At 75.2% G+C, this 24,666-nt stretch carries 21 protein-coding genes; 9 read left to right on the forward strand and 12 right to left on the reverse strand.

The annotated features are described in order from the left end of the window. Nucleotides 1-4: 4 nt before the first annotated feature. Both ACFVHI_RS29830 and ACFVHI_RS29835 read right to left on the reverse strand, forming a co-directional pair. Nucleotides 5-1,048 (reverse strand): endonuclease/exonuclease/phosphatase family protein, encoded by a 1,044-nt coding sequence (locus ACFVHI_RS29830; protein WP_063352840.1) that lies wholly within the window; start codon nt 1,046-1,048, stop codon nt 5-7. Between the two features lie 75 nt (nt 1,049-1,123). Further along, a complete protein-coding gene (locus tag ACFVHI_RS29835) occupies nt 1,124-1,774 on the reverse strand; it encodes a M15 family metallopeptidase (RefSeq protein ID WP_079136642.1) in 651 nt (216 codons plus the stop codon). 200 nt (nt 1,775-1,974) lie between these two features. Here ACFVHI_RS29835 and ACFVHI_RS29840 point away from each other — a divergent pair, with 200 nt between their 5' ends. Both ACFVHI_RS29840 and ACFVHI_RS29845 read left to right on the forward strand, forming a co-directional pair. Beyond that, complete coding sequence (locus tag ACFVHI_RS29840) at nt 1,975-2,646, forward strand: response regulator transcription factor (RefSeq protein WP_063353004.1); 672 nt, start codon at nt 1,975-1,977, stop codon at nt 2,644-2,646. Further along, nucleotides 2,643-3,776, forward strand: coding sequence for a HAMP domain-containing sensor histidine kinase (locus ACFVHI_RS29845; RefSeq protein WP_063352839.1), 1,134 nt, complete (start codon nt 2,643-2,645; stop codon nt 3,774-3,776). The genes ACFVHI_RS29840 and ACFVHI_RS29845 overlap by 4 nt, the downstream gene beginning before the upstream one ends. A 40-nt stretch (nt 3,777-3,816) precedes the next feature. Here ACFVHI_RS29845 and ACFVHI_RS29850 read toward each other — a convergent pair whose 3' ends face one another. The 3 genes from ACFVHI_RS29850 to ACFVHI_RS29860 form a co-directional block, all read right to left on the reverse strand. Then, nucleotides 3,817-4,533 (reverse strand): hypothetical protein, encoded by a 717-nt coding sequence (locus tag ACFVHI_RS29850; protein WP_380344601.1) that lies wholly within the window; start codon nt 4,531-4,533, stop codon nt 3,817-3,819. Between the two features lie 155 nt (nt 4,534-4,688). After that, nucleotides 4,689-5,294 (reverse strand): SGNH/GDSL hydrolase family protein, encoded by a 606-nt coding sequence (locus ACFVHI_RS29855; RefSeq protein ID WP_063352837.1) that lies wholly within the window; start codon nt 5,292-5,294, stop codon nt 4,689-4,691. A 176-nt stretch (nt 5,295-5,470) separates the two neighbouring features. After that, nucleotides 5,471-6,574 carry an NADH:flavin oxidoreductase/NADH oxidase gene (locus ACFVHI_RS29860; RefSeq protein ID WP_063352836.1) on the reverse strand — a complete coding sequence of 368 codons (1,104 nt, stop codon included), beginning with the start codon at nt 6,572-6,574 and terminating at the stop codon, nt 5,471-5,473. Nucleotides 6,575-6,828: 254 nt separating this feature from the next. Between ACFVHI_RS29860 and ACFVHI_RS29865 the strand changes: the two genes are divergently transcribed. Next, nucleotides 6,829-8,154: a cytochrome P450 gene (locus ACFVHI_RS29865; protein WP_380344604.1), complete on the forward strand. Its 1,326-nt coding sequence runs from the start codon at nt 6,829-6,831 to the stop codon at nt 8,152-8,154. 98 nt (nt 8,155-8,252) lie between these two features. Here the strand turns inward: ACFVHI_RS29865 and ACFVHI_RS29870 are convergent, their stop codons facing one another. Further along, nucleotides 8,253-8,528 carry a hypothetical protein gene (locus tag ACFVHI_RS29870; protein ID WP_063352834.1) on the reverse strand — a complete coding sequence of 92 codons (276 nt, stop codon included), beginning with the start codon at nt 8,526-8,528 and terminating at the stop codon, nt 8,253-8,255. Between the two features lie 354 nt (nt 8,529-8,882). Here ACFVHI_RS29870 and ACFVHI_RS29875 point away from each other — a divergent pair, with 354 nt between their 5' ends. Next, nucleotides 8,883-12,293 carry a BTAD domain-containing putative transcriptional regulator gene (locus tag ACFVHI_RS29875; RefSeq protein WP_380344608.1) on the forward strand — a complete coding sequence of 1,137 codons (3,411 nt, stop codon included), beginning with the start codon at nt 8,883-8,885 and terminating at the stop codon, nt 12,291-12,293. On the opposite strand, the gene ACFVHI_RS29880 is transcribed toward ACFVHI_RS29875, so the two are convergent. The 3 genes from ACFVHI_RS29880 to ACFVHI_RS29890 all read right to left on the reverse strand — a co-directional run bounded on the left by ACFVHI_RS29880 (nt 12,276) and on the right by ACFVHI_RS29890 (nt 17,828). Beyond that, complete coding sequence (locus tag ACFVHI_RS29880; RefSeq protein WP_380344611.1) at nt 12,276-13,544, reverse strand: serine hydrolase domain-containing protein; 1,269 nt, start codon at nt 13,542-13,544, stop codon at nt 12,276-12,278. The two genes, ACFVHI_RS29875 and ACFVHI_RS29880, sit on opposite strands and share 18 nt — an antisense overlap. A 346-nt stretch (nt 13,545-13,890) precedes the next feature. Next, entirely contained in the window at nt 13,891-16,656 is a 2,766-nt protein-coding gene (locus ACFVHI_RS29885; protein ID WP_380344614.1) for a M4 family metallopeptidase, read from the reverse strand. A gap of 449 nt (nt 16,657-17,105) precedes the next feature. Further along, on the reverse strand, nt 17,106-17,828 hold the full coding sequence (locus ACFVHI_RS29890; RefSeq protein ID WP_380344617.1) for a MarR family transcriptional regulator: 723 nt from the start codon (nt 17,826-17,828) through the stop codon (nt 17,106-17,108). Nucleotides 17,829-18,052: 224 nt separating this feature from the next. Between ACFVHI_RS29890 and ACFVHI_RS29895 the strand changes: the two genes are divergently transcribed. Further along, nucleotides 18,053-19,240: a serine hydrolase domain-containing protein gene (locus ACFVHI_RS29895; RefSeq protein ID WP_380344620.1), complete on the forward strand. Its 1,188-nt coding sequence runs from the start codon at nt 18,053-18,055 to the stop codon at nt 19,238-19,240. Between the two features lie 72 nt (nt 19,241-19,312). On the opposite strand, the gene ACFVHI_RS29900 is transcribed toward ACFVHI_RS29895, so the two are convergent. From ACFVHI_RS29900 to ACFVHI_RS29910, 3 genes are all read right to left on the reverse strand, one after another. After that, a complete protein-coding gene (locus ACFVHI_RS29900; protein WP_380344623.1) occupies nt 19,313-20,644 on the reverse strand; it encodes an RNA polymerase sigma factor in 1,332 nt (443 codons plus the stop codon). Then, nucleotides 20,617-21,036, reverse strand: a complete 420-nt coding sequence (locus ACFVHI_RS29905) for a YciI family protein (RefSeq protein ID WP_380344626.1) — start codon at nt 21,034-21,036, stop codon at nt 20,617-20,619. Before ACFVHI_RS29905 ends, ACFVHI_RS29900 begins: the two co-directional genes overlap by 28 nt. 146 nt (nt 21,037-21,182) lie before the next feature. After that, entirely contained in the window at nt 21,183-22,037 is an 855-nt protein-coding gene (locus ACFVHI_RS29910) for a LysR family transcriptional regulator (protein ID WP_380344629.1), read from the reverse strand. Nucleotides 22,038-22,117: 80 nt separating this feature from the next. On the opposite strand from ACFVHI_RS29910, the gene ACFVHI_RS29915 reads away from it, so the two are divergent. The 4 genes from ACFVHI_RS29915 (at nt 22,118) to ACFVHI_RS29930 (ending at nt 24,583) form a co-directional block, all read left to right on the forward strand. Further along, entirely contained in the window at nt 22,118-22,624 is a 507-nt protein-coding gene (locus ACFVHI_RS29915) for a cupin domain-containing protein (protein WP_380344632.1), read from the forward strand. 42 nt (nt 22,625-22,666) lie between these two features. Continuing rightward, nucleotides 22,667-23,029 (forward strand): DoxX family protein, encoded by a 363-nt coding sequence (locus ACFVHI_RS29920; protein ID WP_380344635.1) that lies wholly within the window; start codon nt 22,667-22,669, stop codon nt 23,027-23,029. A 243-nt stretch (nt 23,030-23,272) separates the two neighbouring features. Beyond that, entirely contained in the window at nt 23,273-23,575 is a 303-nt protein-coding gene (locus ACFVHI_RS29925; protein WP_380344638.1) for a hypothetical protein, read from the forward strand. A 102-nt stretch (nt 23,576-23,677) separates the two neighbouring features. Continuing rightward, on the forward strand, nt 23,678-24,583 hold the full coding sequence (locus ACFVHI_RS29930) for an aegerolysin family protein (protein WP_380344641.1): 906 nt from the start codon (nt 23,678-23,680) through the stop codon (nt 24,581-24,583). Nucleotides 24,584-24,666: the final 83 nt, after the last annotated feature.

Genomic DNA, 24,666 nt, shown 5'->3' on the forward strand with positions numbered 1-24,666 from the left:
CCCCTCACGGCGTCAGCCGGGCGGCGGCGGGCAGGTGGTCGCTGGAGGTGGCGGGCAGGGTCCAGGCGGCGGTCGCGGACAGGCCCCGGGTCATGACGTGATCGATCCGGGCCAGCGGGAAGACCGCCGGCCAGGTGAACCCGAAGCCGCCGCCCGCGCTGTCCTGCGCGGAGCTCAGCCGGCTGGTGACCGGGGCGAGCGCGTGGTCCCCGGCGGCGGTGTTGAGGTCGCCCAGCAGCAGCACCCGGCGCAGGGGCTCCTCGTCCAGCGCGGCGCCGAGCGCGGCGAGGTTGCGGTCGCGGTGAGTGGTGGCGAAGCCGGTGACGTTGAGCCGGACGGAGGCGAGATGGACCACGTACACGGCCAACGGCCCACCGGGGGCCTGGACTTCGGCCCGCAGCGAGCGGCTCCAGCCCGGGTCGATGGTCAGCCGCCGTGCGTCGGTCAGCGGGTAGCGGCTCCACAGCGCGACGGTGCCGATCCGCGTGCGGTGCGGCAGTTCGGCGTCCAGCACGTGCTGGTAGACGGGCAGCGCGGCGTCGGTGACCTCCTCCAGGGCGACCAGGTCGGGGCGGGCGGCGAGCAGCGCCCGGGCCGTGCCGGCGGGGTCCGGGTTCTGCGCGCTCACGTTGTGGGTGACCGCGGTCAGGCCCGCACCGCCGGCCGGGCCCGCACCGCCCCCCGGCGGCGGGCCGCCGCCGGCGAGCACCGGCCCGAGCACGACGGCCCACACTGCGGCCAGCATCACCGCGGCGCACGCCGGCACCGGCGCGCGGCGCAGCGCGGCGACGAGCAGGACGGCGGGCACCACGACGCCGGCCCAGGGCAGGGCGCTCTCCCACAGGCTCCCCAAGTGGACGCCCAGGCTCGGCACCCGCCGGTGACCGGCCAGGGCGAGGGCGGTCAGCAGGGCCACGGCGGCGGCCACGCGGCCGCGCCGCCAGCGCCCGACCTGCGGGCGCCGCTGCCGACGGCGTCGACGGCCGGCCGGGCGGGCGACACCCGCCGAGGCGCCCCCCGCCTCCGGGCCCGCCTCCGCCTTCGCCACCGGCCCCGCCTCCGGCCTTGAGACCGCCCCCGCCCCCGGCGCGAGCCCCTCCTGCGATCGGGTCACGAACGCCCCCTACCCGGCCGCGTCGGGCAACTGGGCCGGACAGGTCCCGCCAGGGCTGGTCAGCAGCTCGAAGTGCCAGATCTCGTTGGCGTACACCTGGCAGAGCCCGTACCGCGCGCCGTGCTGGATCAGCCAGTAGTCGGCATTGGTCGGGCCGATGTCGATGGCCTTGCCCGAGACGTGCGCCGACTTCTCCGGAGTGTTCACGAACTGCCTGGCCCGCTCCAGACTCCCGTACCTGGCCACCCCCTTGTCGAGCAGCCGCTGCTGGTACTCCTTGCTGCGCCAGCCCGAGGTGACGGTCATCTCGATGCCCTGGGCGCGCGCGTCCCGGGCGGCCTGCTGGACGGCTTCCAGCAGCGGCCCGTCCAGGTTGCCCACCGCCGGTGCCCCGGTGTCGAACGGGGTCAGCGTCGTGCCGTCGGGAATGTCGCCGTCCGTCCCCGCCGAGGGGCCGGAGCCCGGAGCGAGGGAGGAGGAGAACGGCGCGACGGTGGCCGCCAGGGTCCGCAGCGCCGCCTCGGTCGCCGGCGGGTCGGCGGCCGCGCAGGCGCCGGCCAGCGCCAGCACCACCACCGCCCCGGTGCCCACGGCCACCGCCCGCCGGCCACCTCCCGCCGTCCGCCACCGCGTCGCCTCCTGGCGCGTCGTCCCGTCCATCGCTGCCTCCCGGCGCTCGTCATCTCGCCGCGACGGGGAAACCCGGCGGCCACACCATGGGAGGAAATGCGGTGTTACCAGGACGTCTGCACTAACCGATACGTTTTCGATAGGCCCGTTCGTGTCCAATGGACACCGACGGCAACGGCAACGACAACGACAACGGCAACGACAGCAAGAGCGGGACGGGAGAACAGCGCGTGCGGGTCCTGGTGGTGGAGGACGAGATCTACCTCGCCGAGGCGGTCCAGGCGGGCCTGCGCCTGGAGGCGATCGCCTGCGACATCGTCACGGACGGCGACGCCGCCCTCGAACGCCTCGCCGTCCACACCTACGACGTCGTCGTCCTGGACCGCGACATCCCCGGCACCCACGGCGACGACGTCTGCCGCACCATCGTCGAGCACCGCCTGGGCTGCCGCGTCCTCATGCTCACCGCCGCCGCCCGCCTCAACGAGAAGGTCGCCGGCTTCGAACTCGGCGCCGACGACTACCTGACCAAACCCTTCGACCTCGCCGAACTCGTCGTCCGGCTGCGCTCCCTGGCCCGCCGCCCCGCCCAGGCCGCGCCCCCCGTCCTCGAATACGCCGGACTGCGCCTGGACCCCTTCCGCCGCGAGGTCTACCGCGACGGCCGCTACGTCGCCCTCTCCCGCAAGCAGTTCGCCGTCCTGGAGGTCCTGATGACCGCACGCGGCGGCGTCATCAGCGCCGAGAACCTCCTCGAACGCGCCTGGGACGAGAACGCCGACCCGTTCACCAACGCCGTCCGCATCACCATCTCCGGCCTGCGCAAACGACTCGGCGAACCCTGGGTGATCCAGACCGTGCCCGGCGTCGGCTACCGCCTCACCGACGGCACCCCCACGTGAGCGCCCCGCCCCGCACCCGCCCCGCGCCGCGGCCGCGCCGCCTGACCGCCCGCCTGCGGCTCACCCTCAGCTACACCCTCTTCGCCGTCATCACCGGCACCCTCTGCCTGGCCGTCGTCTACATCGGCATGCGCTACATCCCCAACTACCCGCTCACCTCCTCCAACCCCCGCGACCGCCTCTCCGCCCCCTCCCGCCAGGAGATCCTCCGCTCCCTGCTCACCATCTCCGGCTACGCCCTGGCCCTGCTCACCGCCGTCGGCACGATCGGCGGCTGGTTCATCGCCGGCCGCGTCCTGCGCCCCCTCCAGGACATCACCAGTGCCGCCCACCGCGCCGCGAGCGGAGCACTCGAACACCGCATCGCCCTCGCCGGCCCCCGCGACGAGTTCACCGACCTCTCCGACGCCTTCGACGAGATGCTCGAACGCCTCCAGCGCTCCTTCGACGCCCAGCAGCGCTTCGCCGCCAACGCCTCCCACGAACTGCGCACCCCCCTGGCCATCACCCGCACCATGCTCCAGGTCGCCGCCGCCGACCCGGCCCGCCAGGACTGGACCACCCTCGTCACCCGCCTCCAGGACACCAACCAGCGCGGCATCGAGATCAGCGAGGCCCTCCTCCAACTCGCCGACCTCGGCCACACCGCCCCCGAACTCGAACCCCTCGACCTCGCCCGCACCACCCGCGACGCCCTCGCCGCCGTCCAGGAGGAGGCCGCCGCCCTGGGCGTCGCCGTCACCACGGACTGCCGGCCCGCCCCCGCCACCGGCAACCCGGTCCTGCTGCGCCAGGCCGCCGTCAACCTGCTGCAGAACGCGCTGCGCCACAACCTGCCGACCGGCGGATCCGTCACCGTCACCACCGGGGCGGACCCCGCCGACCCCGGCCGGGTCCGGCTCACCGTCACCAACACCGGCCCCCGCCTGGCCCCCGAGACGGTCCCCACCCTCACCGAGCCCTTCCTGCGGGGCCGCGGCCGCACCGCGCAGTCCGACCCCGCCCGCCGCGGTCACGGCCTCGGCCTGGCCATCGTCGCGGCCATCACCGACGCCCACCACGGCGACCTCGGCCTCACCCCCGCCCCCGGCGGCGGCCTGCGCGCCACCCTCAGCCTCCCGGCCCGCTGAGCCCCGGCGACTAAACCGCCGAGCCGCCGAGCCCCCGGCCTCACCCCGTGGGCTGCCCCGGCCGGCCCGGCACCCACAGCGGTACCGGGCCGCCGAGCGCCATGTACCGGGCCGCGTCCTCCTCCAGCCACCCGTCCACCCGGCCCGGATCGCCGCCGCACGACTCCACCAGGGCGGCGGCCGCGATCCGGGCACAGGCCAGCATCAGCGCCAGGGTGTCCCGGCGGTGGTGCCGCTCGCGGACGTAGGCCTCGCCCCGCTCGTCGATGCGCCGGCCGTGCGCCTCCCGGCCCTCGGCCGCCGAAACGCCCCCGCCCCCGTACCCGCCCCCGCCCCCGCCCCCGCCGTCGGCGTCGGCGGTGACCGCCTGGACGCCGTGCCACACCAGGGCGAGCGCGGCCGGTTCGGCCGGGTGCGTCACCTCCGCCCGGCCCGCCTGCTCACGGGCCTCCGCCGACCGCCGGCCCAGCCACTCCAGCACCGCCGGCACATCCCCCTCGCGGGCCTGGAGCACCAGCTCCGCCGCCCGGTACGCGAGCGCCCGCAGGACCTCCCCGGCCGGCACCCGCAGCCCCGGCGCCGGCGGCTCGCCGAACGCCAGCCAGGCGTCCGCGAACGACGCCGCCCGCATCCGCCCCAGCCACGCCGGAGCCCCGGCCGCGTCGCCCACCCACTCCTGCGCACCCAGCCGGACCAGGCCCGCCGCGGCAAGCCGCGCCGCGTCCCCGTCCAGCCCGCACAGCCGTCCACCCCTCACCGCGCACCCCCGTCAGCGCCCTCAAATCCCGTGACGGGCACATCCCACCACACCAGGACGCAAGCGAACTAGACAGGGACCCGACAAAAATTTCCGACGCCGCCCAGCCCCCGATCAGCGGCAACCGCCCCGACGGCCCGCCCGGCGCGGCCCGCTCACAGGGCGGTGAGTTCGCCCAGCCCCAGTGTGCGCAGCGTGTGGTCGGCCAGGTGCAGGTGGCCGACGCCGTTGGGGTGTGTGGGGTCGTCCAGCCACGGGATCGCCTCGCCGTCGGGGAACTCGGCGAGCCAGTACGCCTCGTGGTCGACGAGCAACGCGCCCGTCTCCGCGGCGAGTTCGCGCACGGCCCGGCAGTACGCGGGCAGCTCGGGGCGGGCGGCGCGCCCGGCGTGGCTGGCCACGAGCGGCGTGTGCAGCACGATCTGCGCGCCGGTGGACCGGGCGACGATCTCGCGCATGGCGTCGCGGAACTCCCCGAGCCCCTCCAACCCGGCGGGGGCGTCGTTGGTCCCCAGCGAGAGCGACAGCACGTCCGGTGCGAACCGCCCGATGACGAAGTCGTACGCCCCGAGGACGTCGGTGGCCCGCCAGCCGGACACGCCGGTGTTGACCACGACGTCCGTCAGCCGGCCGAGCTGCCAGCAGAGGCGTTCCTGCACGTGCTCCACCCAGCCGCGCGCGCCGTGGGTGTGGAGGGCGGCCCGGGTGATGCTGTCCCCGGCCGCCACCCAGGTCATCGCACCGTTCGACAGTTCGACCATGTGACCATCCCCCTTTGATGGTTCGTCCTGTGCCGCGGTCCCCGCCGCGGTACCCGAAGAGTTGATCACAGGTACGCGGGACCGGCGGGCGGCGGGGCGGGCCTCCACCGGGAACCGCACCGCCGGAACCGGGCCGCCGCAACCGCAGGGCCCCCACCGCCCGTACCGGGGCGCCGCTACGCGAGGTGGTACTGCACGGGGGTGGGGACCCGGGTGCCCAGTTCGGCGGCGGCGCGGCGCGCCCAGTACGGGTCGCGCAGCAGCTCGCGGCCGAGCAGGACGGCGTCGGCCTTACCGGCGGCGAGGATGTCCTGGGCCTGGACGGGGTCGGTGATCAGGCCGACGGCCGCCACGGGCATGCCGGCCCCGCTGCGCACCGCCTCGGCGAAGGGCACCTGGTAGCCCGGTCCGGCGTCGATCGTGGCGTCGGGGACGAGGCCTCCGGTGGAGATGTCCATCAGGTCCACGCCGTGGGCCAGGAGTTCCTTGGCGAGGCGGACGGTGTCCTGGGAGGTCCACCCGGTGCGGCCGTCCTGCGGGTTCTCGGTGAGCCAGTCGGTCGCGGAGACGCGGAAGAGGACGGGCAGGTCCTCGGGCCACGCCGAGCGGACGGCGTCGACGACCTCCAGGGCGAAGCGGATGCGGCCCTCGAAGGAGCCGCCGTACGCGTCGGTGCGGTGGTTGCTGTGGGGGGAGAGGAACTGGTGGATCAGGTAGCCGTGGGCGCCGTGGATCTCGACGGCCCGGAAGCCGGCGTCGAGCGCGCGCCGGGCGGCGTCGGCGAACTGCCGGACGATCCCGCGGATCTGCTCCTCGGTGAGTTCGTCGGGCCTGGTCCGGGCGGGGGCGAAGGGCAGGGCGCTGGGGGCGAGCGGCGTCCATCCGTGGGCTTCGTCCGGGGCGAGGGCGCGGCCGCGGTCGATCCAGGTGCGCTCGGTGGACGCCTTGCGGCCGGCGTGGGCGAGCTGGAGGGCCGGCACGGTGCCCTGCGCCGTCAGGAAGGAGGTGATCCGCCGGAAGGCCGCGACCTGGGTGTCGTTCCAGATCCCGAGGTCGTAGGGGGTGATGCGGCCTTCGGGGCTGACGGCGGTGGCCTCCATGATGATCATCCCCGTGCCGCCGGTGGCGCGTGCCGCGACGTGGGCGAAGTGCCAGTCCGTCGGGGCGCCGGCCGCGTCGCCGTCCGGAGCGGCGCTGTACTGGCACATCGCCGCCATCCAGACGCGGTTGGGGACGGTCAGGGTCCTCAGGGTGTAGGGGGTGAAGAGGGTGGTGCTCATGGGCGGACTCCTGTCGGCGGAGGCGGGGCCGGGGGCGAGGGGGAAACCTTCTCGAATGATTGCAGGTGCACTTTGCGTGACACCACAATAGTTGTGCGCGCCGATTGGTTGCAAGCGCTGGCAATTTCACCCGGCGTCGCCACTGCCGGCCGGACGCGCTCCCGCGCGATCCTGGTCCCCACGGCCGGCGGCGTTGCGCCGTCCGCGTCCACCGTCCGGGCGGCGGATCCGACCATGCGTCACCAGGAGGTCCGATGAAGATCCCCGGTCCAGACCCCCGGCCGGACGGCGGGGTCGGCGCCATCGCGCAGGCGGGCGGGCTGCACGCCTACCAGCTGCGGCTGCACGCCGAGTACGGCCCCGTGGCACGGTTCCAGCTGCCCGGCGCCGAGACGGCCGTGTCGGTCGCCGACCCGGTGCTGCTGGAGGCCACCGCGCATCTGGACCGCCGCCCCGAGCGCCTGTTCTCCTTCCTGGACCCGCTGTTCGAGGCCGGCAACCTGCAAGTGCTCCCGGCGGGCGAACACGCCCCGTGGCGCCGCACCCTGCTCTCGGTCCTGGCCGGCCGCCCCTCGCACGAGCAGGCCTTCGACCGCTTCACCGCGCTCGCGACCGGCCTCGCGGACCGCTGGGCCGCGCGGGGCGCGCGGGGCGAGGCCGTCGCGCTGCAGCAGGATCTGACCGCCCTGTCCCTGCGGATGATCTGCGCGTACGCCCTGGGCGGCGAGGTCGAGGGCCCGGACGTCGTCGCCGCCGCCTTCGAGGAGGTGCTCGCCGACTACCTGGAACGGCTCTACCAGGTGCCCCCCGCCGTCGACCCGCAGGAGCGCGCCGAGCGGACCGCGCGGGCGCTCGCCCTCCTGCGCGCGACGGTCGACCGGGTGATCGCGGCCCACCGCGACGGCGGCCGCGCCGACCGCGGCGACCTGGTCGGCGCACTGGTCGAGGCCGGCGAGCGCCCCGCCCGGATCCGCGACACCGTCCTCGCGACGATGCTCGCCGCCCACCACACCACCGGCGTGGCCGTCTCCTGGACCCTGCACCTGCTGGGCCGCCACCCCGAGGCGGCCGAACGCGTCACCGGGGAACTGGACCGCGTGCTCGGCGACCGCCCGGCCCCCGGGTACGCCGACCTGCGGCGCCTGCCGTACCTGCGGACGGTCCTCCAGGAGTCGATGCGCCTCTACCCGCCCGGCCCGTACGGCGCTCGCCAGACCGCCGAGGCGCTCACCCTCGGCGCGTACACGGTCCCGGCCGGGGCGGTGGTCTTCTACCCGTTCTGGGCCGTCCACCTGAACCCCGACCACTGGCCCGAGCCCGAACGGTTTCGCCCCGAGCGCTTCACCCCGGAGCAGGCGGCCGGACGCGCGCGGCTGGCCTGGGTCCCCTTCGGGTTCGGCCCGCGCAGCTGCGAGGGCGCCGCCCTGGCCATGGTCGAGTGCGAACTGCTGCTGGCCGTCCTCCTCAAGCGCCTGCGCTTTCGGCCCGTGCCGGGCCACCGGGTGGTCCCGGCCGAACGGTTCGTCCTCTGGGCGGCCGACGACATCCGCATGCTCGTCAGCCCGCGCCGGGCCGGGTGAGCGCCGCAGGGCCGGCGGCGCGCCCGGCCCGGCCCCGGGCGTGCGGGTGCCCCGGGACGAACCGTCCCGGGGCACCCGGCATGGGGGAGTGGCGGGGATCAGCCCGCGAGGCCGATGCCGGTCTCGGTGGCGTAGCCGGCGACACCGTTGGGGCCCACCGCGACGGCGGCGTCGAGGAACGAGGCACCGTCAGGACCGAACTGGACATCGGTGATGTGCAGGGCACTGCCGTTCGGGCCGACGGAGAACGCCCCGTGGTCGTAGTTCAGGGAGGGGATGTTGTTGGGCGTGTCGGCGGAGGCGATGGTCGCCCCGCCGAGAACGAGCGGGAGGCAGAGGGCGGAGACGGTCAGGACGCGGCGCGCAGTACGCATGGGGGAAGAGCCCTTCCAGATAAGGGTGGTGATGGTCGATCGGACTGCCACGAAATGGCGTCCTGTCACCATCCACACACATGCGTATGCGGAGCGCTACCGGGGATGGCTGTCCGGGGCTACCGGTTCACCCGGGCCCCCCATCGCCGCCCCGAGGACGTGACGGGCGGGCCCGCCCGGGGCGGGGGAGCGCCCCGCCCACGCGCCGCCGCAGCCCCGGTGACGGGCCGCCCGGCGACCGGCGAGGCCACCGGCCCCGCCGGGCCACCGCCCCGGACGCCGCCCACGGCCGGGGCGGGCGCGCGCCGGCCGGCGACTTGACGCTCGAACCGGTGCTGCTGCGATAGTGACCCGGTGCGCGTCGGCCTGCTCGGACCCCTGGTACTGGACGCCGGAGCGGGCCCGCTGCCGATCGGCGGCGCGCGGCTGCGGGCGCTGCTGGCCTACCTGGCACTGGACGCCGGCCGCGCCGTCCGGCCCCAGGCCCTGGTGGACGCGCTGTGGGCCGAGGCGCCACCGGCCGACCAGACGAACGCCCTGCAGTCACTGGTGTCCCGCCTGCGGGGCGTCCTGGGCGACCCCTCGCTGCTCACCTTCGGACCGGCCGGGTACCGGCTGGCCGTCGAGCCCGGTGCGGTGGACACCGCCCGGTTCGAGCAACTGGCCCTCTCCGGCAGGCACTTGCACACGCAGGGCCGGCCGGCCGAGGCCGCCGCCGCCCTGCGGGAGGCCTTGGCCCTGTGGCGCGGCCCCGCGCTGGCGGACGTGCGCGAGGCGCCGTTCGCCGACGCCGAGGCCCGGCGGCTGGAGCGGGCGCGGCTGGCCGCCCTGGAGGACCGGATCGAGGCCGACCTCGCGCTGGGCGCCGGACCGGAGCTGATCGCCGAACTCGAATCGCTGACCGCGCGGCACCCGCTGCACGAACGGCTGCACGCCCAGCTGATCCGGGCCCTGGCCGCCGGCGGCCGGGGCGCCGAGGCACTGGCCGCCTACCAGCGGCTGCGCGCCCGGCTGGCCGACACCTTCGGCAGCGACCCCGGACCGCAGCTGCAGGCGGCCCATCTCGCGGTCCTGCGCGGCGAGCTCCCGGCACCCCCCGACCACCGGCCGCCCCCCGGCCACCGCACGCCCGACGACCAGCCGCCACCCCAACAGCCGCCACCCCAACGGCCGGAGCCCCAACGGCCGGAACCCCGCCGACCACGGCCGCCCGGCAATCCGGACGCGCCGCTGACCAGCTTCGTGGGCCGCGAGGACGACATCCGCCGGGTGGCCGAGCTGCTCGGCCGAGCCCGCCTGGTCACCCTGGTCGGCCCCGGCGGGTCCGGCAAGACCCGGCTGGCCACCACCGCCGGCCGCCGCCTCACACCGCCCGGCGGGGTGTGGTTCGTCGCCCTGGCCCCGGCCGGCCCGGCGGACGTGCCCCGCGCGGTGCTCGACGCCCTGCGCACGCGCGAGGCCGACCTGCCCAAGAACGCCGCGGCCCCGACCCGCCGCCCCGGCACCCCAGAGGAGATCCTGGACCGCCTGACCGAGGTGCTCACGCACGACGACCCGGTCCTGGTATTGGACAACTGCGAACACGTGATCGACGCGGCGGCCACGCTGGCCGAGACCCTGCTCGGCCGGTGCCCCGGGCTGCGGGTCCTGGCCACCAGCCGGGAGCCGCTGCGGATCGACGGCGAGAACCTGCACCCGGTACTCCCCCTGGAACTGCCCGAGCCCGGCTCGACGCCCGAACAGGCCCGCGCCTGCGCGGCGGTCCGGCTGTTCCACGACCGGGCCACCGCCGTGTGCCCGGGCTTCGCCGAGGAGGACGGCTCGCTGGCGGCGGCGGTCGAGATCTGCCGCCGCCTGGACGGCCTGCCACTGGCGATCGAACTGGCCGCCGCCCAACTGCGCACCCTGCCCGCCGAGGTGGTCGCCACCCGGCTGGACGACCGGTTCCGGCTGCTCACCCGGGGCAGCCGCACCGCCCTGCCCCGGCACCAGACGCTGCGCGCCGTGGTGGCCTGGAGCTGGAAGCTGCTGGCCGCCGACGAACGGGCGCTGCTGGAACGGCTGTCGGTGGCGCCCGGCAGCTTCACCGAGGACGCGGCGCAGGCGGTCGGCGGGCTCGCCGCCCCGCACGCCGGCCACCACCCCGGCGACCGTGAGGCCCCCGATGTCCCCACCCCCGACGCCCCGGCCCGCGACGTCCGGGAACTGCTGGCGGCGCTGGTCGACAAGTCGCTGCTGCACCTGCTCGGAGCCGCCGCCACGGGAGAGCCGCGCTACCGGATGCTGGAGACCATCCGGGAGTACGGCCTGGAGCAGCTCACCCGCCACGGCGAGGCCGGCGCCGCCCGCGAACGCCACTGCGGGTTCTTCCTCGCCCTGGCCGAGACCGCGGAGCCGCGGCTGCGCACCCGCGACCAGCTGCGCTGGCTGGCCCGGCTGTCGGCCGATCGGGACGACCTGCTGGCGGCGATCCGCTGGGCGGTGGAGTCCGGGGACGCCGCGACGGCGGTCCGGTTCGGCGCCGCGCTGTGCTGGTTCTGGTCCATGCGGGGCTATCCGCCGGAGTCGCTGGACCTGCTCGAACGGGTCCTGGAGGTCCCCGGGCCGGCCGATCCGGCGGCCCGCGCGCTGGTGATCGCGACGTACGAGGTCGGCACCGAGTCCATCGGCCGGCCGGAGGACAGGGCGGCCGCCTTCGGCCGGATCGAGGTGGCGATGGCGGGCGTCGACCCCGGTGTCCACCCCCTGCTGGAGCTGGCCCGGCTGGCCGCGGCCATCGCCGGCCCGCAGCCGCCGCCGCACACGCCCGACCCTCCGGCCCCCGCGGATTCCCCGGACTTCCCGGACGGCGAGCGCAAGGACCCCTCCAGCGGCCCGTTCGCCCTGCTGGTACGGGGCCTGCTGACCCTGCACACCGGGGACGTCACCGAGGCGGCGGGCTTCCTCTCCCACGCGCTGGCCGGTTTCGAGGCGCTCGGCGAGCGGTGGGGCATGGCGACCGCCCTGAGCACCCTCGGTTCGCTGCGGCGGCGCTCCGGCGACCTGGCCGACGCGCTGGCGATGAACGAGCGGGCCACCCGGTACTTCCAGGAGCTCGGGATGCAGGAGGACACGGTCGACAGCGATGTCCAGGCCGCCCTGATGCGCGCCCAGGCCGGGGACGCGGACGGCGCGCGGCGGCAGCTGGAGGGCCTGCTCGGCCAGGTGGCGCAGGCCGGATGGGCCGAGCCCAGGGCCCTGGTGTGCCTGGGCCTGGCCCAGCTGGAGTGGCGGGCCGGGCAGCGGGAGCAGGCCCGCGCACACGCCCTGGCCGCCCTGGCCCAGGCCCCCGGCAGCCAGCCGGTGCCCTCGCACCTCACCGCCCTGCTGCTGGGCGTGCTCGCGCAGCTGGACGCCGCGGACGGCCTGCCCGACGCGGCGGTGCGCCGGCTCGACCACCCGGCGGTGCACCTGGTGCTGACCTGGAACTCGGCGGTCGCGGCCCGGATCGCGGTGGCGGCCGCCGACATCGAGCTGTGCCGCGGCCGGCCGGGGGAGGCGGCGCTCCTGCTCGGCGCCGCCGACCTGCTGCGGGGCTCGGACGACCTCGGCGACACCGACGTGCACAGGATCGCCGGGCGGGCCACGGCCGACCTGGGAGCCGCCGGGTTCGCGTCCGCGCACGCCGCGGGTGCGGCGATGGCGCGGACCGAGGCCAGGGACCTGCTGTCCGCGATCATCACCGCACCCGCGGCCGGGCCGCCCCCGTCAGTGAGCCGGAACTGAAGCCGGACCCGGAGCAGGGGCCGGAGCCGGGGTCGGCTTGCCGAACATGGCGCAGGTCACCGCACTCTGCAGGGCCTGGCCGGCCGCGGTGAGCTTCGCGTCGGCCCCGAACTCGAACAGGAACTCGGTCGCGATCAGGACGGTGGCCGTACGGCTGCCGGTGCCGTCGGTGAGGTTGGTGCTGGAGTAGCCGGTGATCCCCCCGTCATGGGCCCAGACGGTGCCGCAGGGGGTGCGGCCCGTCTCGATGCCCAGGCCGGAGCCGGGCCCGTCCACCGGGTTCTGCGGGTCCATCGGCACGGTGGTGCGCAGCTGCGCCAGCTGGGCCGCGGGCAGCAGCCTGCCGGACATCAGCGCGTTGTAGAAGCGGGACCAGTCCTGCGCGGTGGACACCACGGCCCCGGCCGCCCCGCCCCAGCCCGGGTCGTTGCCGGAGACGTCCACCCGGCCGTCGCGGTGCACCCCGGCCACGTCCCGGAACGCGGCGGGCACCCCCGCCGGCATGTGGGCGGAGTCCGGCTCGTAGCCGCGGACGTGGCGGCCGCGCCAGCTGCCGTCCGTGGCGAGGTAGGTGTGCTTCAGGTTCAGGGGCCGGGCGATCCGGTCGCGGACCAGGTCGGCGAGGCTCGCCCCGGTGACCCGCTCCAGGACGGCGCCGACCGCCGCGTAGTCGGTGTTGCTGTAGGACCACCGGGTGCCCGGCGGGAACAGCGCCGGGCGCTTGAGGCCCACGGCGAGCAGTTCGGCGGAGGTCCACCGGTGCGGGTCCTTGCCGAGGATCGACGGCAGGACGGCGGGGTCCTCGGTGTAGTCGGCCAGGCCGCTGGTGTGGTTCAGCAGCATCCGCAGCGTGATCGCCCGGCCGTCGGGCACCTGGCCCGGCAGCCACGCCTCCACCGGGTCGGTCAGCGCGAGCCGCCCCTCGGCGGCCAGTTGCAGGGCGATCACGGCCATCATGGTCTTGGTGTTGGAGCCCATCCGGAACTCGTCCCCCACCGCGAGCCGCTGGTCCGCCGCGGCCCAGGGGGCCTGCTCGGCGATCTCGACGGGCCGGCCCCGGCCGTCGTCCACCCGCACCACCACCCCCGGCGCCCCGGAAGCCACCAACTGCCGTGCCAACTCCTCCAGTTGAGCCCGCTGCGCCTCGGCCCCGCCCCGGGTCGCGGAGGGCGCGGACCCGGCGGTGGTCAGGGGGGCCGGGAGCGCCGGACCGGCGGCCAGCCCCACGGTGAGGGCCGACGCGGTCAGCACGAGCGGCGCCAGCCGCAGGCGGCGCGACCGCCCCGCGCGGGACGGCGAAGGGGCAGTCGAAGAAGGAGGAGAAGAAGGAGAAGTGGCTGGCGACATGGATCAGTTCCCTCTGGTTGCCGGGTGACCTGGACGGCCCCAGCCTGTGGCCCGCCGCTGGCAAACCGCGCACAGCGCGCTGGCACCCGCCGTCCACCCCGGATCCGCTGTCCGCCTCGCCGTCCGCCCCGCCGCTGCCACCCCCCCCACCGCGCCCCGCCCCCCCCGCCCCACCGCGTAGCCGTGGTCCCCCGCGCCGCCCCCCCGGGGGCCCGCCTCCCGGGGGGGGGACGACGCGGCCGCGCTCGGATCAGCAGGACCCGGCCGGGCGGTCGCGGACCACGAGGTCGTTGCGCCCGGCGGTGGCATCCAGCCAGACCGTCCGGGTGCCCTGGTCGGCGGCGGCGTGGAACTGGCTGCCCCGGTTGCAGGAGACCCGCACGGGGGTGCCGCCGCCGACCGGCAGCTGGTACAGCTTGGGCAGCGCGGCGTTCGACCAGCCGCTGCTCGGCTGGGCGCTGCGGTGCAGGAAGGTGACGGCCCGGTCGGTGGCGGTGAGCTCCATGTCCGCCGGGGTGTACGGCGAGTCGGCGGAGAGCAGGTCGCGCACGCCGGAGCCGTCCAGGGCGCCGGAGCGCAGGGCGGTCGGGCGGGTGCGGTCGGCCGGGGCGGCCAGCCAGAGCAGCCGGTCGCCCGCGAGCAGCGGGGAGGCGAGGTACGGCGGGTCGGTGCCGTTCGGGGTGCTCACCGGGTACTGGGCGGCGACTTTGCCGGTGGCGGTCGAGAAGACCGTCGGCGCCTGGACGCCGGCCCCGTCGGCCGTCCAGGACTCGATCCAGCCGAGCAGGCCGTCCTTGAACGCGAGGGACGTGAAGGACGTGAGGTTGTGGCCCTCGGGCAGCGGGAGTTCCACGGGCGGGGCGCCGTCGTGGGAGAGGCGGACCCGGGTGCGGCCGGTGTCGTTGTCGGTCACCGTGAAGGCGATGTCCCCGCCGGACACCCGGACGCTGCCGGGCGACTGGTCGGGGGAGTGGAACACGCTGCGCACCGGGCCGCCGGACAGCGGGCGGGTCAGCACCTCCGTCCCCCACGTGCCGGTGGCGTCGGGCCCGATCGCCAGCCAGACGGCGGACGTGCCGTCGGTGGCGGCCCAGCCGTGGATCCGCCCGTCGTCCGGGCTGAGCCGGGTCGGGGTGCCGGGGGAGGTGGTGGAGCCGGTGTACAGGGCCGTCGCGCCCTTGCCGTTCGGGTCGGTGTTGCCCATCACCCAGTGGCCTCCGCCCGCGGCCGGTCCGACCGGGGCGGAGGTGCCGGGCAGCAGCGGGCGGGTGTCCGTCCCGAGCCGGTTCTGCCAGCCGGCCTTGATCCCGTGTGCGTCGAACGCGGCCGCCACCTTGCGCAGTTGGGCTCCGCTGAGTTTGAGGGCCCGGCCGGCGGCGAGCACCGCGTTGCGTCCGTCGACGAAGTCGTCGAGCGGGGTGAGGTATTCGGCCATCGCCCGGTAGACGAGGCGGTCGGCGGTGAGCGGGTCGAGGGTGCGCCGGATGTCCCACAGGGCGCCGCTGAAGATGGTGGCGTTGAGGTGCGCGCCGCCGTTGTCCAGGTCGAGCCCGGCGCCGAGGTAGTCGTCCACGGTGGTGCGGTGGTCGTCCAGGCGGCGGTTCGCGCAGTCCTGCGGGGTGCCGGTGCGGCACAGGTTCTCGCCCATCAGCGCCGCCGCCGGGTCGTCCATGGACATGCCGCGGGCGGTGACCTCGATGGCGTTGCCGAAGTAGTCGGCGAGTCCCTCGTTCATCGCCCCGGACTGGCCGTCGCCGACCAGGTTGGCGGTGTGCTGGATGACGCCGTGGGTCATCTCGTGCCCGGCCACGTCGAGGGCGGCGGAGAACGGCAGGAACCTGGCGTTGCCGTTGCCGTAGAGCATCTTCTGCCCGTCCCAGGCGGCGTTCGGGAAGGGCTTGCCGCGGTTGCTCACGTTCACCACGGAGGTGATCGCGCCGCCCTTGCCGTCCAGGCCGTCGCGGCCGAGCCGGTCGTGGTAGAAGCCGTACACGGCGGCGGCGTTGAGGTGGGCGTCGGTGGCGCCACTGGTGCCGGTGGAGGCGGGGAAGGCCGGGCCCGGGGAGGCGACGGGGAGGCTGCCGTCGGGCAGTCGGCCGCTGAACTCGTTGTAGTCCCGTCCGGTCGCGTCGTAGGTGGTGATGGTGACGGGCCGGGTGAGGTCGACGAGTTGGTAACTTCCGTCCGGCTGGCGGGAGATGTTCACCGGCACGGTACGGCCCAGGAGGTCGGGGGCGGTCCCGGTGGCGGGCTCGGCGGCGGCCGCGCCACGGGCGGCGCCGGCCCCTGTGTCGTCGGCGCCGCTGACCTGGTAGGGGGCCGAGGAGTCGTGGGCGAGGGCGACCACGCCGAGCGTGGCGTCCGCGTAGACCTCGCGGACCAGCGGCTCGCCGTTGCCCGGGTCGGCGGTGTGCACGGTGAAGTGCCGGGCGAGTCGGCCGGTGCCGCCCGGCAGGACGACCAGGCCGCGGTCCTCGGCGGTGGCCCCGGCCCGGGCGCGCGGGTCGGGGAGCGAGCCGAGCGCCAGCTTGCGCAGCACCGCGTCCGGCACGGCGGGGGCGGTCGGCGCGGTCAGCCCGGTGAAGTACTTGCCGCCGACCGACTCCACCCGCTGGCCGGCCCCCTCGCCGGTGAGGCGGACCAGGTACTGCCCGCCGAGCACCGGTATGCCGCCGTGGTACTGCTGGAACCTGACGGTGCGCCGGTCGGCGGCCGTGCGCTCGACCGCGAGCTCGGTCAGCTGCCCCGGATCGACCCGGTACCGGTCCAGGTGGGCCGCGAGATGGGCCCGGGCCGCCTCGACCGGACCGCCGGGCGCCGCCTCGGACAGCCCGGTCACCAACTGCGGGGCGGCGGTGCCCTCACCGGCCACCAGGGCGGGGACGGGATCGGACTCGGCGGTCGGGCCCGGCGGCGCGGCCAGGGCGGGGGAGGCGGTCACGGTGAGCGCCAGCGCCAGACTCAGGGCGGCGCCCGAGCCGAGCACCCCGGCCACTGGACGGGAACGGTGATGCACTGCGGTCCTCCACGGAAATCGGCAGTGACGGCAGCACGACAGAGCTGCCTTCCACGGAGGAACGGGGCACCGGACAGGCCCGGTTCAGCCGGTCGCCGCCCTCCGGCCGCCCCCGCGGGGCCGCGCCCTCCCGCCGGGTTCGCCGCCCCCCGCCCGGCGCACCCGCCCCGGACGAACGCTTTCCCGGGGCCCCCCGGGGCGTCGCCCGGCAGCGCCGAGACGCAACTGCGCACCCGGCTCTACCCCGTCGGTCGGCCTCCGGCCCCCGGCCTGAACCAGCCCCCACCGGGCCGCCGGCACGCCCCGGGGGCCGACGGCCGGCCCACCGCGACCGCCTTTGCCGAAGACCCGCCGCGTATCCGCGGATACGGCACCCGATCGGGTGTGGAGCCCCACCCGCCCGGACCATTGCGCATCTCACCCGACCGCCCCGCAGGGGGCGTCCGGGATCAGCCGGTCCGCGATCCGGGTCGGCTCTCCTCCCGCCACTGCCGCACGGAGCGCACGATGTCCTGGCCGATCCGGTCCAGGAAGGCTGCGGCGTCGTCCATCCGGGCGCCGGCCGGTGTGCCGGGGCCGAGCGTCTCGGCGCCTTGGCGGGCGACGCCGGCGAGCATCGTGTTCCGTTCGGCGCTGGCCAGCAGTGCCCGGTACCAGACGTCGTCGTCGATGACGTACCGCTCCCGGCGCTGCTGTTCGCCGCGTTCGCGGCGGATCAGCGCCTGGCCCTCCAGGTAGCCGACGGCCTTGGAGACGGCGGCCGGGCTGACCTGCAGCCGTTGCACCAGTTCGCCCGCGGTGAGGCTGCCGTCGTCGGTGACGTACAGGCAGGCGAGGACCCGGGCGACCATGCGGGGCAGGCCGCTGTGCACCAGCAGTTCGGCCAGTTCGTCGGCGAATTCGCTTACCGCCTGCGGGTCGCGGCCCTCGGCCGGCGGCGTGGCGGCGGCGGCCGGTCGGGCGGTCGTGCCGCTGCGGCGGGAGCGCTGTGCGGTGGCGCGCTGGGCGTGTTCGGCCCGGTAGTCGGAGGGCCCGCCGTTGCGGGCGATCTCGCGGGTGACGGTCGAGGTCGGCCGTTCGATCTGCCGGGCGATCTCGCCGTAGCCCAGCCCTTCGGCCAGTCCGGCGGCGATCCGGTGGCGGTCCTGCGGGGTCAGCCTGGCTCCGGGCATCCGTCCTCGTCTCCTTCCGTCGCGTGAACAGTATCCGTCCGGCTCGCCCACTGTTGCAATGGAGTTGCGACGTTCTGTTGCATTAACCGGGAGGGTCATTGCAAGAATATTGTGGTATCTAGCTGCGAATACATCCACCATCGGCAGGTTTCGTATTGACCATTATGTGAATTTGCTCGTAGCTTCTTCCCGAACCGCGACACCACATCGAGGGGGAACACGCCATGGGAACCACCACGCGCGCAGCCGTCGCCACCCTGCTCGCCGGGGCCGTGCTGGCCGGCGCCGCCGCCACACCGGCGTTCGCCGCGCCCGCGCCGGACGGCAGGGGCGGGCACCCGGGGGTCCAGCGGGTGCTGGACCGGGCGGTGGCCACGGGTGGCCTGCCCGGCGCGGTCGCCGAGGTCCGGGACGGCGACCGCCGGTGGTTCGGCAGCGCGGGCGTCGCCGACCTCGCCACCGGGCGGGCCCGTCTCGCGCAGGACCGGTTCCGCATCGGCAGCACCACCAAGACCTTCGTCGCCACCGTCGTCCTCCAGCTCGCCGCCGAGGGGCGGCTGAGCCTCGACGACAGCGTGGAGCGCTGGCTGCCCGGCCTCCTCGACGCCCCCGGCTACGACGGCGAGCGGATCACCGTGCGCCAGCTCCTCAACCACACCAGCGGCATCTACAACTACGCGATGGACGAGAAGGTCCGGCAGGAGGCGAGCGGCCTGCCCTTCCTGCGGCACCGCTTCGACAGCTACACCCCCGGACAGCTCGTCCGGATCGCGCTCGCCCATCGGCCCGACTTCGCGCCCGGTACCGGCTGGACCTACTCCGACACCAGCTACGTCCTCGCCGGCCTGATCGTCGAACGGGCCTCCGGCGGCACCCTGGCCGCGCAGATCGAGCAGCGGATCACCACCCCGCTGGGCCTCACCGGCACCTACGAACCCTCCTCCGACGACATCGCCATCCACGGGCCGCACGGGCGCGAGTACTCGCGTCTGGGGCTCACCGGGCCGAACGCCACCGCCTACGACGTGACGGAGCTGAGCCCGTCCTGGGGCTGGGCCGCCGGCGACATGGTCTCCGACGTCCGCGACCTGAACACCTTCTTCGCCGCCCTGCTGGGCGGACGGCTCCTGCCGCCCGCCCAGCAGCGGGAGATGTTCACGATGATCCCGACCGGGCACCAGTGGATCGACCAGGCGGAATACGGTCTGGGCGTCGCCGGCGTCAGGCTCGACTGCGGCCCCACCGTCTGGGGTATGGGCGGCGCCATCAACGGCTCGTGGTCCTACGCGTTCGGCACCCGCGACGGCCGGCACCTGCTCGCCACCAACGTCAACGGCGACTGGGTCGAGGGGAGTTGGCCGATCGCGGTGTTCACCTCCGAGCTGGAGGCGGAGTTCTGCCCCCGCTCGTGACGGCCCCGGCTCGCGACGCCCCCGCTCGTGACGGCCGGGCACGAGTCGTCCCCGCCCGCCCGGGCGGGGGCGTCATGGCAGCGCGGCCGCCTTGCGCAGCAGTACCGACCGCTCGCGGGTGTTGCGGCACAGCCGGGCGGCGAGTTCCAGCTCGGCGCGGGCCTCGGCGGTGCGGCCGAGCCGGGTCAGGAGTTCGCCGCGTACGCCCGGGAGCAGGTGCGATCCCGAGAGCCGGCCGGAGGCGGCGAGTTCGTCGACCAGGTGGAGCGCCTGCTGGGGTCCGTTGGCCATGGCGACGGCCACGGCCCGGTTGAGTTCGACGACGGGGGAGGGGGCCACGCGGCCGAGTGCCTCGTAGAGGAGCACGATGTGTTCCCAGTCGGTCTCCTGCACCGAGGGCGCCGCCGCGTGGCAGGCGGCGATCGCGGCCTGGAGGCCGTAGGGGCCGAGGCCCCGTCCGGTGGCGGCGGCGCGGCCGAGTGCGGCCAGGCCGCGGCGGATCGCGGAGCGGTCCCACCGGCGCCGGTCCTGGTCCTCCAGGAGCACCGCCTCCCCATCGGGTGCGGTGCGGGCCGCAAAGCGCGCGGCGGTGAGTTCGAACAGCGCGAGCAGTGCGCACGCCTCCGGTTCGGCGGGCAGCAGGGCGGCCAGCGTCCGGGCCAGCCGGAGCGCCTCGTAGGCGAGGTCGGGGCGCAGCAGGTGGTCGCCGGCGGTCGCGGTCGAGCCCTCGGTGAAGATCACGTACAGGACGCTCAGGACGGCGCCGAGCCGTTCGCGCCGTTCCTCGGCCGGCGGCAGTTCGAACGGTACGTGCGCCGCGGCGATCGTCTTCTTCGCCCGGGTGATCCGGGCCTGGACGGTGGCGGTGGGTACGAGGAACGCCCGGGCGATCTCCTCGCTGGACAGGCCGCCCACCACGCGCAGCGTGAGCGCGACCCGGGCCTCGGGGGAGAGCACGGGGTGGCAGGCGGTGAACATGAGCGCGAGGACGTCGTCGTCGACCCGGTCGGGGTCCCAGGGCAGTTCGTGCGGCGGTCCGGAGGCGGTCGCCGGGCCGGAGCTGAACTGGCCCTCGGCGAGTTGGCCCGCGAGCAGGGTGTAGCGCTCGTCGAGGGCGGAGGCGCGGCGGAAGGCGTCGATGGCGCGCCGGCGCGCGGTCGCCAGCAGCCAGCCCACCGGGCTGGTGGGCACGCCGTCGCGCGCCCAGCCGACGAGTGCTTCGGCGAGCGCCTCCTGGGCGACGTCCTCGGCGAGCGCGAAGTCCCCGGTGTAGCGGGCCAGTGCGCCGACGATCCGGGCGGACTCGATCCGCCAGAGGGCCTCGGCGGCCCGCCGGGCCGATTCGGTGCTCGGCGGGCCGTCGGGGGTGGTGGGCATCAGTGCTGGCCGGTCCGCTCGCGCCACGCCCGCTCCTTGGCGATCCACTCGTTGTCCTGCGGGAACTCCTCGATGCCCGGCACGCGGCGGATCTCGACCTTCGAGCCGGTGATGGCCGGGAGCCGCTTGGCCCACTCGACGGCCTCCTCCTTCGAGGCGACGTCGATCACGTAGAAGCCGCCGAACAGTTCCTTCGTCTCGCCGTAGGGGCCGTCGGTGACCACCGGGCTCTGTCCGCTGAAGTCGACCACCACGCCCTGGGAGGGGTCGTCCAGGCCCTCGGCGGCGACGAGCACGCCCGCCCGGATCAGTTCCTCGTTGAAGCGGCCCACCGTTTCGAGCATCTCCTCGAAGGGCGTCTCCATCATCTTCGCGACGCTCTCGTCCGTGCCCCGCATGATCAGCATGTACTTCGACATCGTCACTCCTTGCTCGGGGGCCGCTTTCCGGCCCTCTCCATCCCAGGTCGAACGGCGTGGCCGCGGATCGACACGGCGGGCGGATCCGGGACCACTTTTTTTCGACGGACGCCACCCTCTCGCAGGGCGGCCTCCTCTCACACCTGTCACACCTGGCGGTACGCGGCCGTCGCGATCTCGGCGAACGAGCGGACCAGCGGGTTGGTGTCGCCGTCGTTCCACACCGCGACCACCGGGCTGGGCGCCATGTCGGCCAGCGGGACGGTGGTGAGGTTCTCGGGCAGGTCGTGTCCGAGCGGGGCCAGGCCGACCGTGCTGTTCCAGAGCACGGCCTGCAGGCATTCCTGGACGCCGCGCACCACGGGGCCCTCGCGCGGGGTGCCGCCGTTCCAGTACGACTGCCACCGGGGGTCGGTTCCCGGGGGGAACTGGAACCAGCGGCGCCCGGCCAGGTCGGCCAGTTCCAGGCGGCCGCGCCGGGCCAGCGGGTCGTCGGCGCGCAGGACCGCGCCGACCGGGTCGGTGCGCAGCACGCGCACCGCCAGGGCGGTGTCGTCGAACGGCGCGCGGGTCAGGGCGACGTCGACCAGTGCGGCGCGCAGTCCGCAGGTCGGGTCGGTCAGGTCGGTGTCGCGCACGCGGATCTCGACGCCGGGGTGGCTGCGGCGGAAGGCGGCCGCCAGCCTGGTGATGCCGGGGTCGGTGCCGTCGCCCAGGATGCCGACGGTCAGGGTCGCGGCGCCGGCCGCCGCGGCCACGCGCGCGCGCAGGCGCTCGGCCCGGTCGAGCAGGGCCCGCGCCTCGTCGAGCAGCACGGTTCCCGCCGGGGTGAGGGTGACGCCGGCGGGGGAGCGGGCGAACAGCAGGGCGCCGCTCTCCTTCTCCAACTGCTTGATCGCCCGGCTCAGCGGCGGCTGGCTCATGTGCAGGCGGGTGGCGGCCCGGCCGAAGTGGAGTTCCTCGGCGACCGCCACGAAGTAGCGCAGGGTACGTAGCTCCACGCTGCGACGATACCCCCCGGGTATCGGCGTGGTGGAACGGGTCTTGGACACCCGCGGTGCCCCGGCGGTGCACTCGGAACATGACCGACACAGCGAAGACCAGTGAACCGCAGGCCGGCCCCACCGTATCGGTGGTCGCCCCCGGCGAGGGCGAGACGATCGTCATGGGCACCACGCGCATGCGCGTCCTGGAGGACGGCAGCCACACCGGGCACCGCCTGGCGATGACCGAGTCCCTCCTCGCCCCGCACACCCCCGGACCGCCGCAGCACCGCCACGCCCGCCACGACGAAGGCTTCTACATCATCTCCGGTACGGTGCGCTTCACCGTCGGGGACCAGCACCACGACGCGAGCGCGGGCACGTTCGTGATGGTCCCGCCCGGCGCCCCGCACACCTTCGCCAACGTGAGCGACCACAGCGCCGTCATGCTCAGCGTGTTCACCCCCGACCTGTACCTGCAGTACTTCCGGGACCTGCGGGACATGGCCGCCGACGGCGGGCCGCCGACCCCCGAGGCCGGCCTGCGCACGATGAGCCGCTACGCCACCGAGCCCGCCACTGGGTCCGCCGCCGACCTGGCCTGAAGCCGACCGGCCACCCGCCGGCGGTGACCGTGAAAGGACGTCATGACCATCGCCTACTGGTTCCTCGCCACACCGCTCGCCGCCTTCTACCTCTACGCTGGCGCACTCAAGGCGACCCGTGACCGCGACCGGCTGCGCCCGATGATGGCCTGGGTGGACCGCGTACCGCTGCCCGCCGTCAGGACGCTGGGAGCGGTCGAACTCCTGGGCGCGGCAGGCCTGTTGCTGCCGCCGGCGGGCGGTGTCGCGCCGGGGCTGGCCGTGGCCGCGGCCGTCGGGTTCGTGCTCCTGCAGACCGGTGCGATCGCCGTGCACCTGACCGGCGGGGACCGCCGCGTCGCGCTCAACGCCGGGCTCCTCGCGGTCGCGGCCGCGACCGTCTGGCCGGCGGCCGCCGGGATGTGACCGGACGCCACCCCCGTCCGCGCCCCGCCCCTTCGTTCAGCCCCCGCTCCGCCCCCGTCCCGTCCCGTCCGCAGGCCCTCGGTACGTACACCGTGCCAAGTTCGCGGTTTTCCACGATGCCCGAGCGTGGTGGTCACGTGTCAGCCTGTGACTGCCACCGCATCCCGCAGCCGGGTCGGGGCGGGGTCGATCCGCCGCAGGTGGCCGGCCGTTCACGTGGAACGCCCAGAAGGGATATTTGTCATGCACAGGCAAATTCGTTCAGCTTCGCTCTGCGCCGCGATCGCCGCCGCGGTCCTGGTCGGCGGCACCGCCCAGGCGTACGCCGCCGTGGCCTCCCCCGCCCGCGTACACGCCTCCGCGTCGCCCGCCGCCCAGGACGGCGCGTCGGCGTCCGCGATCTGGCGCTGGGCCGGCCGGTACGACTCGTTCGTCGAGGCGCAGGCGGCGTACTACGTGCTGTACGGCCTCGGGAGCGCCGTCGCCCAGCTGATCGAAGAGGTCATCGTCGACGGCGCGAAGCGGTGGGAGCTCTACATCCAGTGAGCCCCCCGGCGCTGGCATCGAGCCGCGACGCCCCCCGGATGAGAACACGGCGGGCGCGACCCGGCGCCCGCTCGTCCAGCCTTGAAGAGAGTTGGTAGACCCATGCGACGCACGACTCCCAAGCGCGGCCTGTCCCGCACGGCCGCAGGCGTTCTGACCGCCGTGCTGATGGCGTCCGGAGCGCTCACCCTCGCCCCGGCCGCGCAGGCCGCGACCGGGCAGAGCGGCCCGCAGGCGACCGCGGACGGCCTGGCGGGGATCACCGCGGCCCGCTCCACGCAGGTCACCCTGTCCAACCACACCGCGTACGGCCTGACCAAGACGTGGGAGAAGCTCGACCACGGCTGCTGGACGAACAACATGCTGCCGCCCGACTACATCCCCACCGGCAAGGAGCCCAGCTTCGCGAGCGAGTCCTGCGGGGCCGGCACCGGGACGGAGGGGAACATCACCTACGGCTTCGCCGGCGGCGAGATCAAGATCTACTGGAACAACCCCTACGTGGGCAGCAACGGCTACAGCTGCTCCGTCCCGGCCGGGTACGCCTGCTACAAGAGCGGCGGCAGCGGGAACAACGCCGGCGTCAAGTTCGACGTCTGGCCGGCGTCCCGGTCGGCCGGGGCCGACACCGCCGACGCGGTGGTGCCCGGCGTCACCGCCGCCCGCAGCACGAGCATCAACCTGACCAACAACTCGGGCAAGCTGCTGGTCCGTTCCGGCTCCAGCCTGCGGTGGGGGATCTGGTCCGACAACATGCTGCCCCCGTCCATGGTCCAGCCCGGTGTCACCGCGAAGTGGGCCAGCGAGTCGGACGGCTTCATGACCGGCACGGAGGGCGAGGTCACCTTCGACGTGTCCGGGGAGAGCAACAAGGTCAGGGTGTACTGGAACAACCCCTACACCGGCAGCAACGGCTACAGCTGCTCCGCCCCGTCCGGGTACAAGTGCACCTGGCAGGGCGGCAGCGGCGACAACGCCGCGATCTCCTTCAACCTGTCGAAGTCCTGATCACGCCGGGCCGAACCAGCGCCCCCGCCCGGGTCACGTCCATCCGTGACCCGGGCGGGGGCGCTCGGCCCCGGCCCGCCGCC

The sequence above is a fragment of the Kitasatospora sp. NPDC127121 genome, assembly GCF_042677305.1.
In the GTDB taxonomy this organism is placed as follows: Bacteria; Actinomycetota; Actinomycetes; order Streptomycetales; family Streptomycetaceae; genus Kitasatospora.

Excerpts from the sequence above, each read along its gene's own strand:
- ACFVHI_RS29835 (WP_079136642.1), bottom strand. The coding sequence starts at position 1,774 with ATGGACGGGACGACGCGCCAGGAGGCGACGCGGTGGCGGACGGCGGGA.
- ACFVHI_RS29855 (WP_063352837.1), bottom strand. The coding sequence starts at position 5,294 with ATGGTCGAACTGTCGAACGGTGCGATGACCTGGGTGGCGGCCGGGGAC.
- ACFVHI_RS29860 (WP_063352836.1), bottom strand. The coding sequence starts at position 6,574 with ATGAGCACCACCCTCTTCACCCCCTACACCCTGAGGACCCTGACCGTC.
- ACFVHI_RS29865 (WP_380344604.1), top strand. The coding sequence starts at position 6,829 with ATGAAGATCCCCGGTCCAGACCCCCGGCCGGACGGCGGGGTCGGCGCC.
- ACFVHI_RS29870 (WP_063352834.1), bottom strand. The coding sequence starts at position 8,528 with ATGCGTACTGCGCGCCGCGTCCTGACCGTCTCCGCCCTCTGCCTCCCG.
- ACFVHI_RS29890 (WP_380344617.1), bottom strand. The coding sequence starts at position 17,828 with ATGCCCGGAGCCAGGCTGACCCCGCAGGACCGCCACCGGATCGCCGCC.
- ACFVHI_RS29895 (WP_380344620.1), top strand. The coding sequence starts at position 18,053 with ATGGGAACCACCACGCGCGCAGCCGTCGCCACCCTGCTCGCCGGGGCC.
- ACFVHI_RS29905 (WP_380344626.1), bottom strand. The coding sequence starts at position 21,036 with ATGTCGAAGTACATGCTGATCATGCGGGGCACGGACGAGAGCGTCGCG.
- ACFVHI_RS29915 (WP_380344632.1), top strand. The coding sequence starts at position 22,118 with ATGACCGACACAGCGAAGACCAGTGAACCGCAGGCCGGCCCCACCGTA.
- ACFVHI_RS29920 (WP_380344635.1), top strand. The coding sequence starts at position 22,667 with ATGACCATCGCCTACTGGTTCCTCGCCACACCGCTCGCCGCCTTCTAC.
- ACFVHI_RS29925 (WP_380344638.1), top strand. The coding sequence starts at position 23,273 with ATGCACAGGCAAATTCGTTCAGCTTCGCTCTGCGCCGCGATCGCCGCC.
- ACFVHI_RS29930 (WP_380344641.1), top strand. The coding sequence starts at position 23,678 with ATGCGACGCACGACTCCCAAGCGCGGCCTGTCCCGCACGGCCGCAGGC.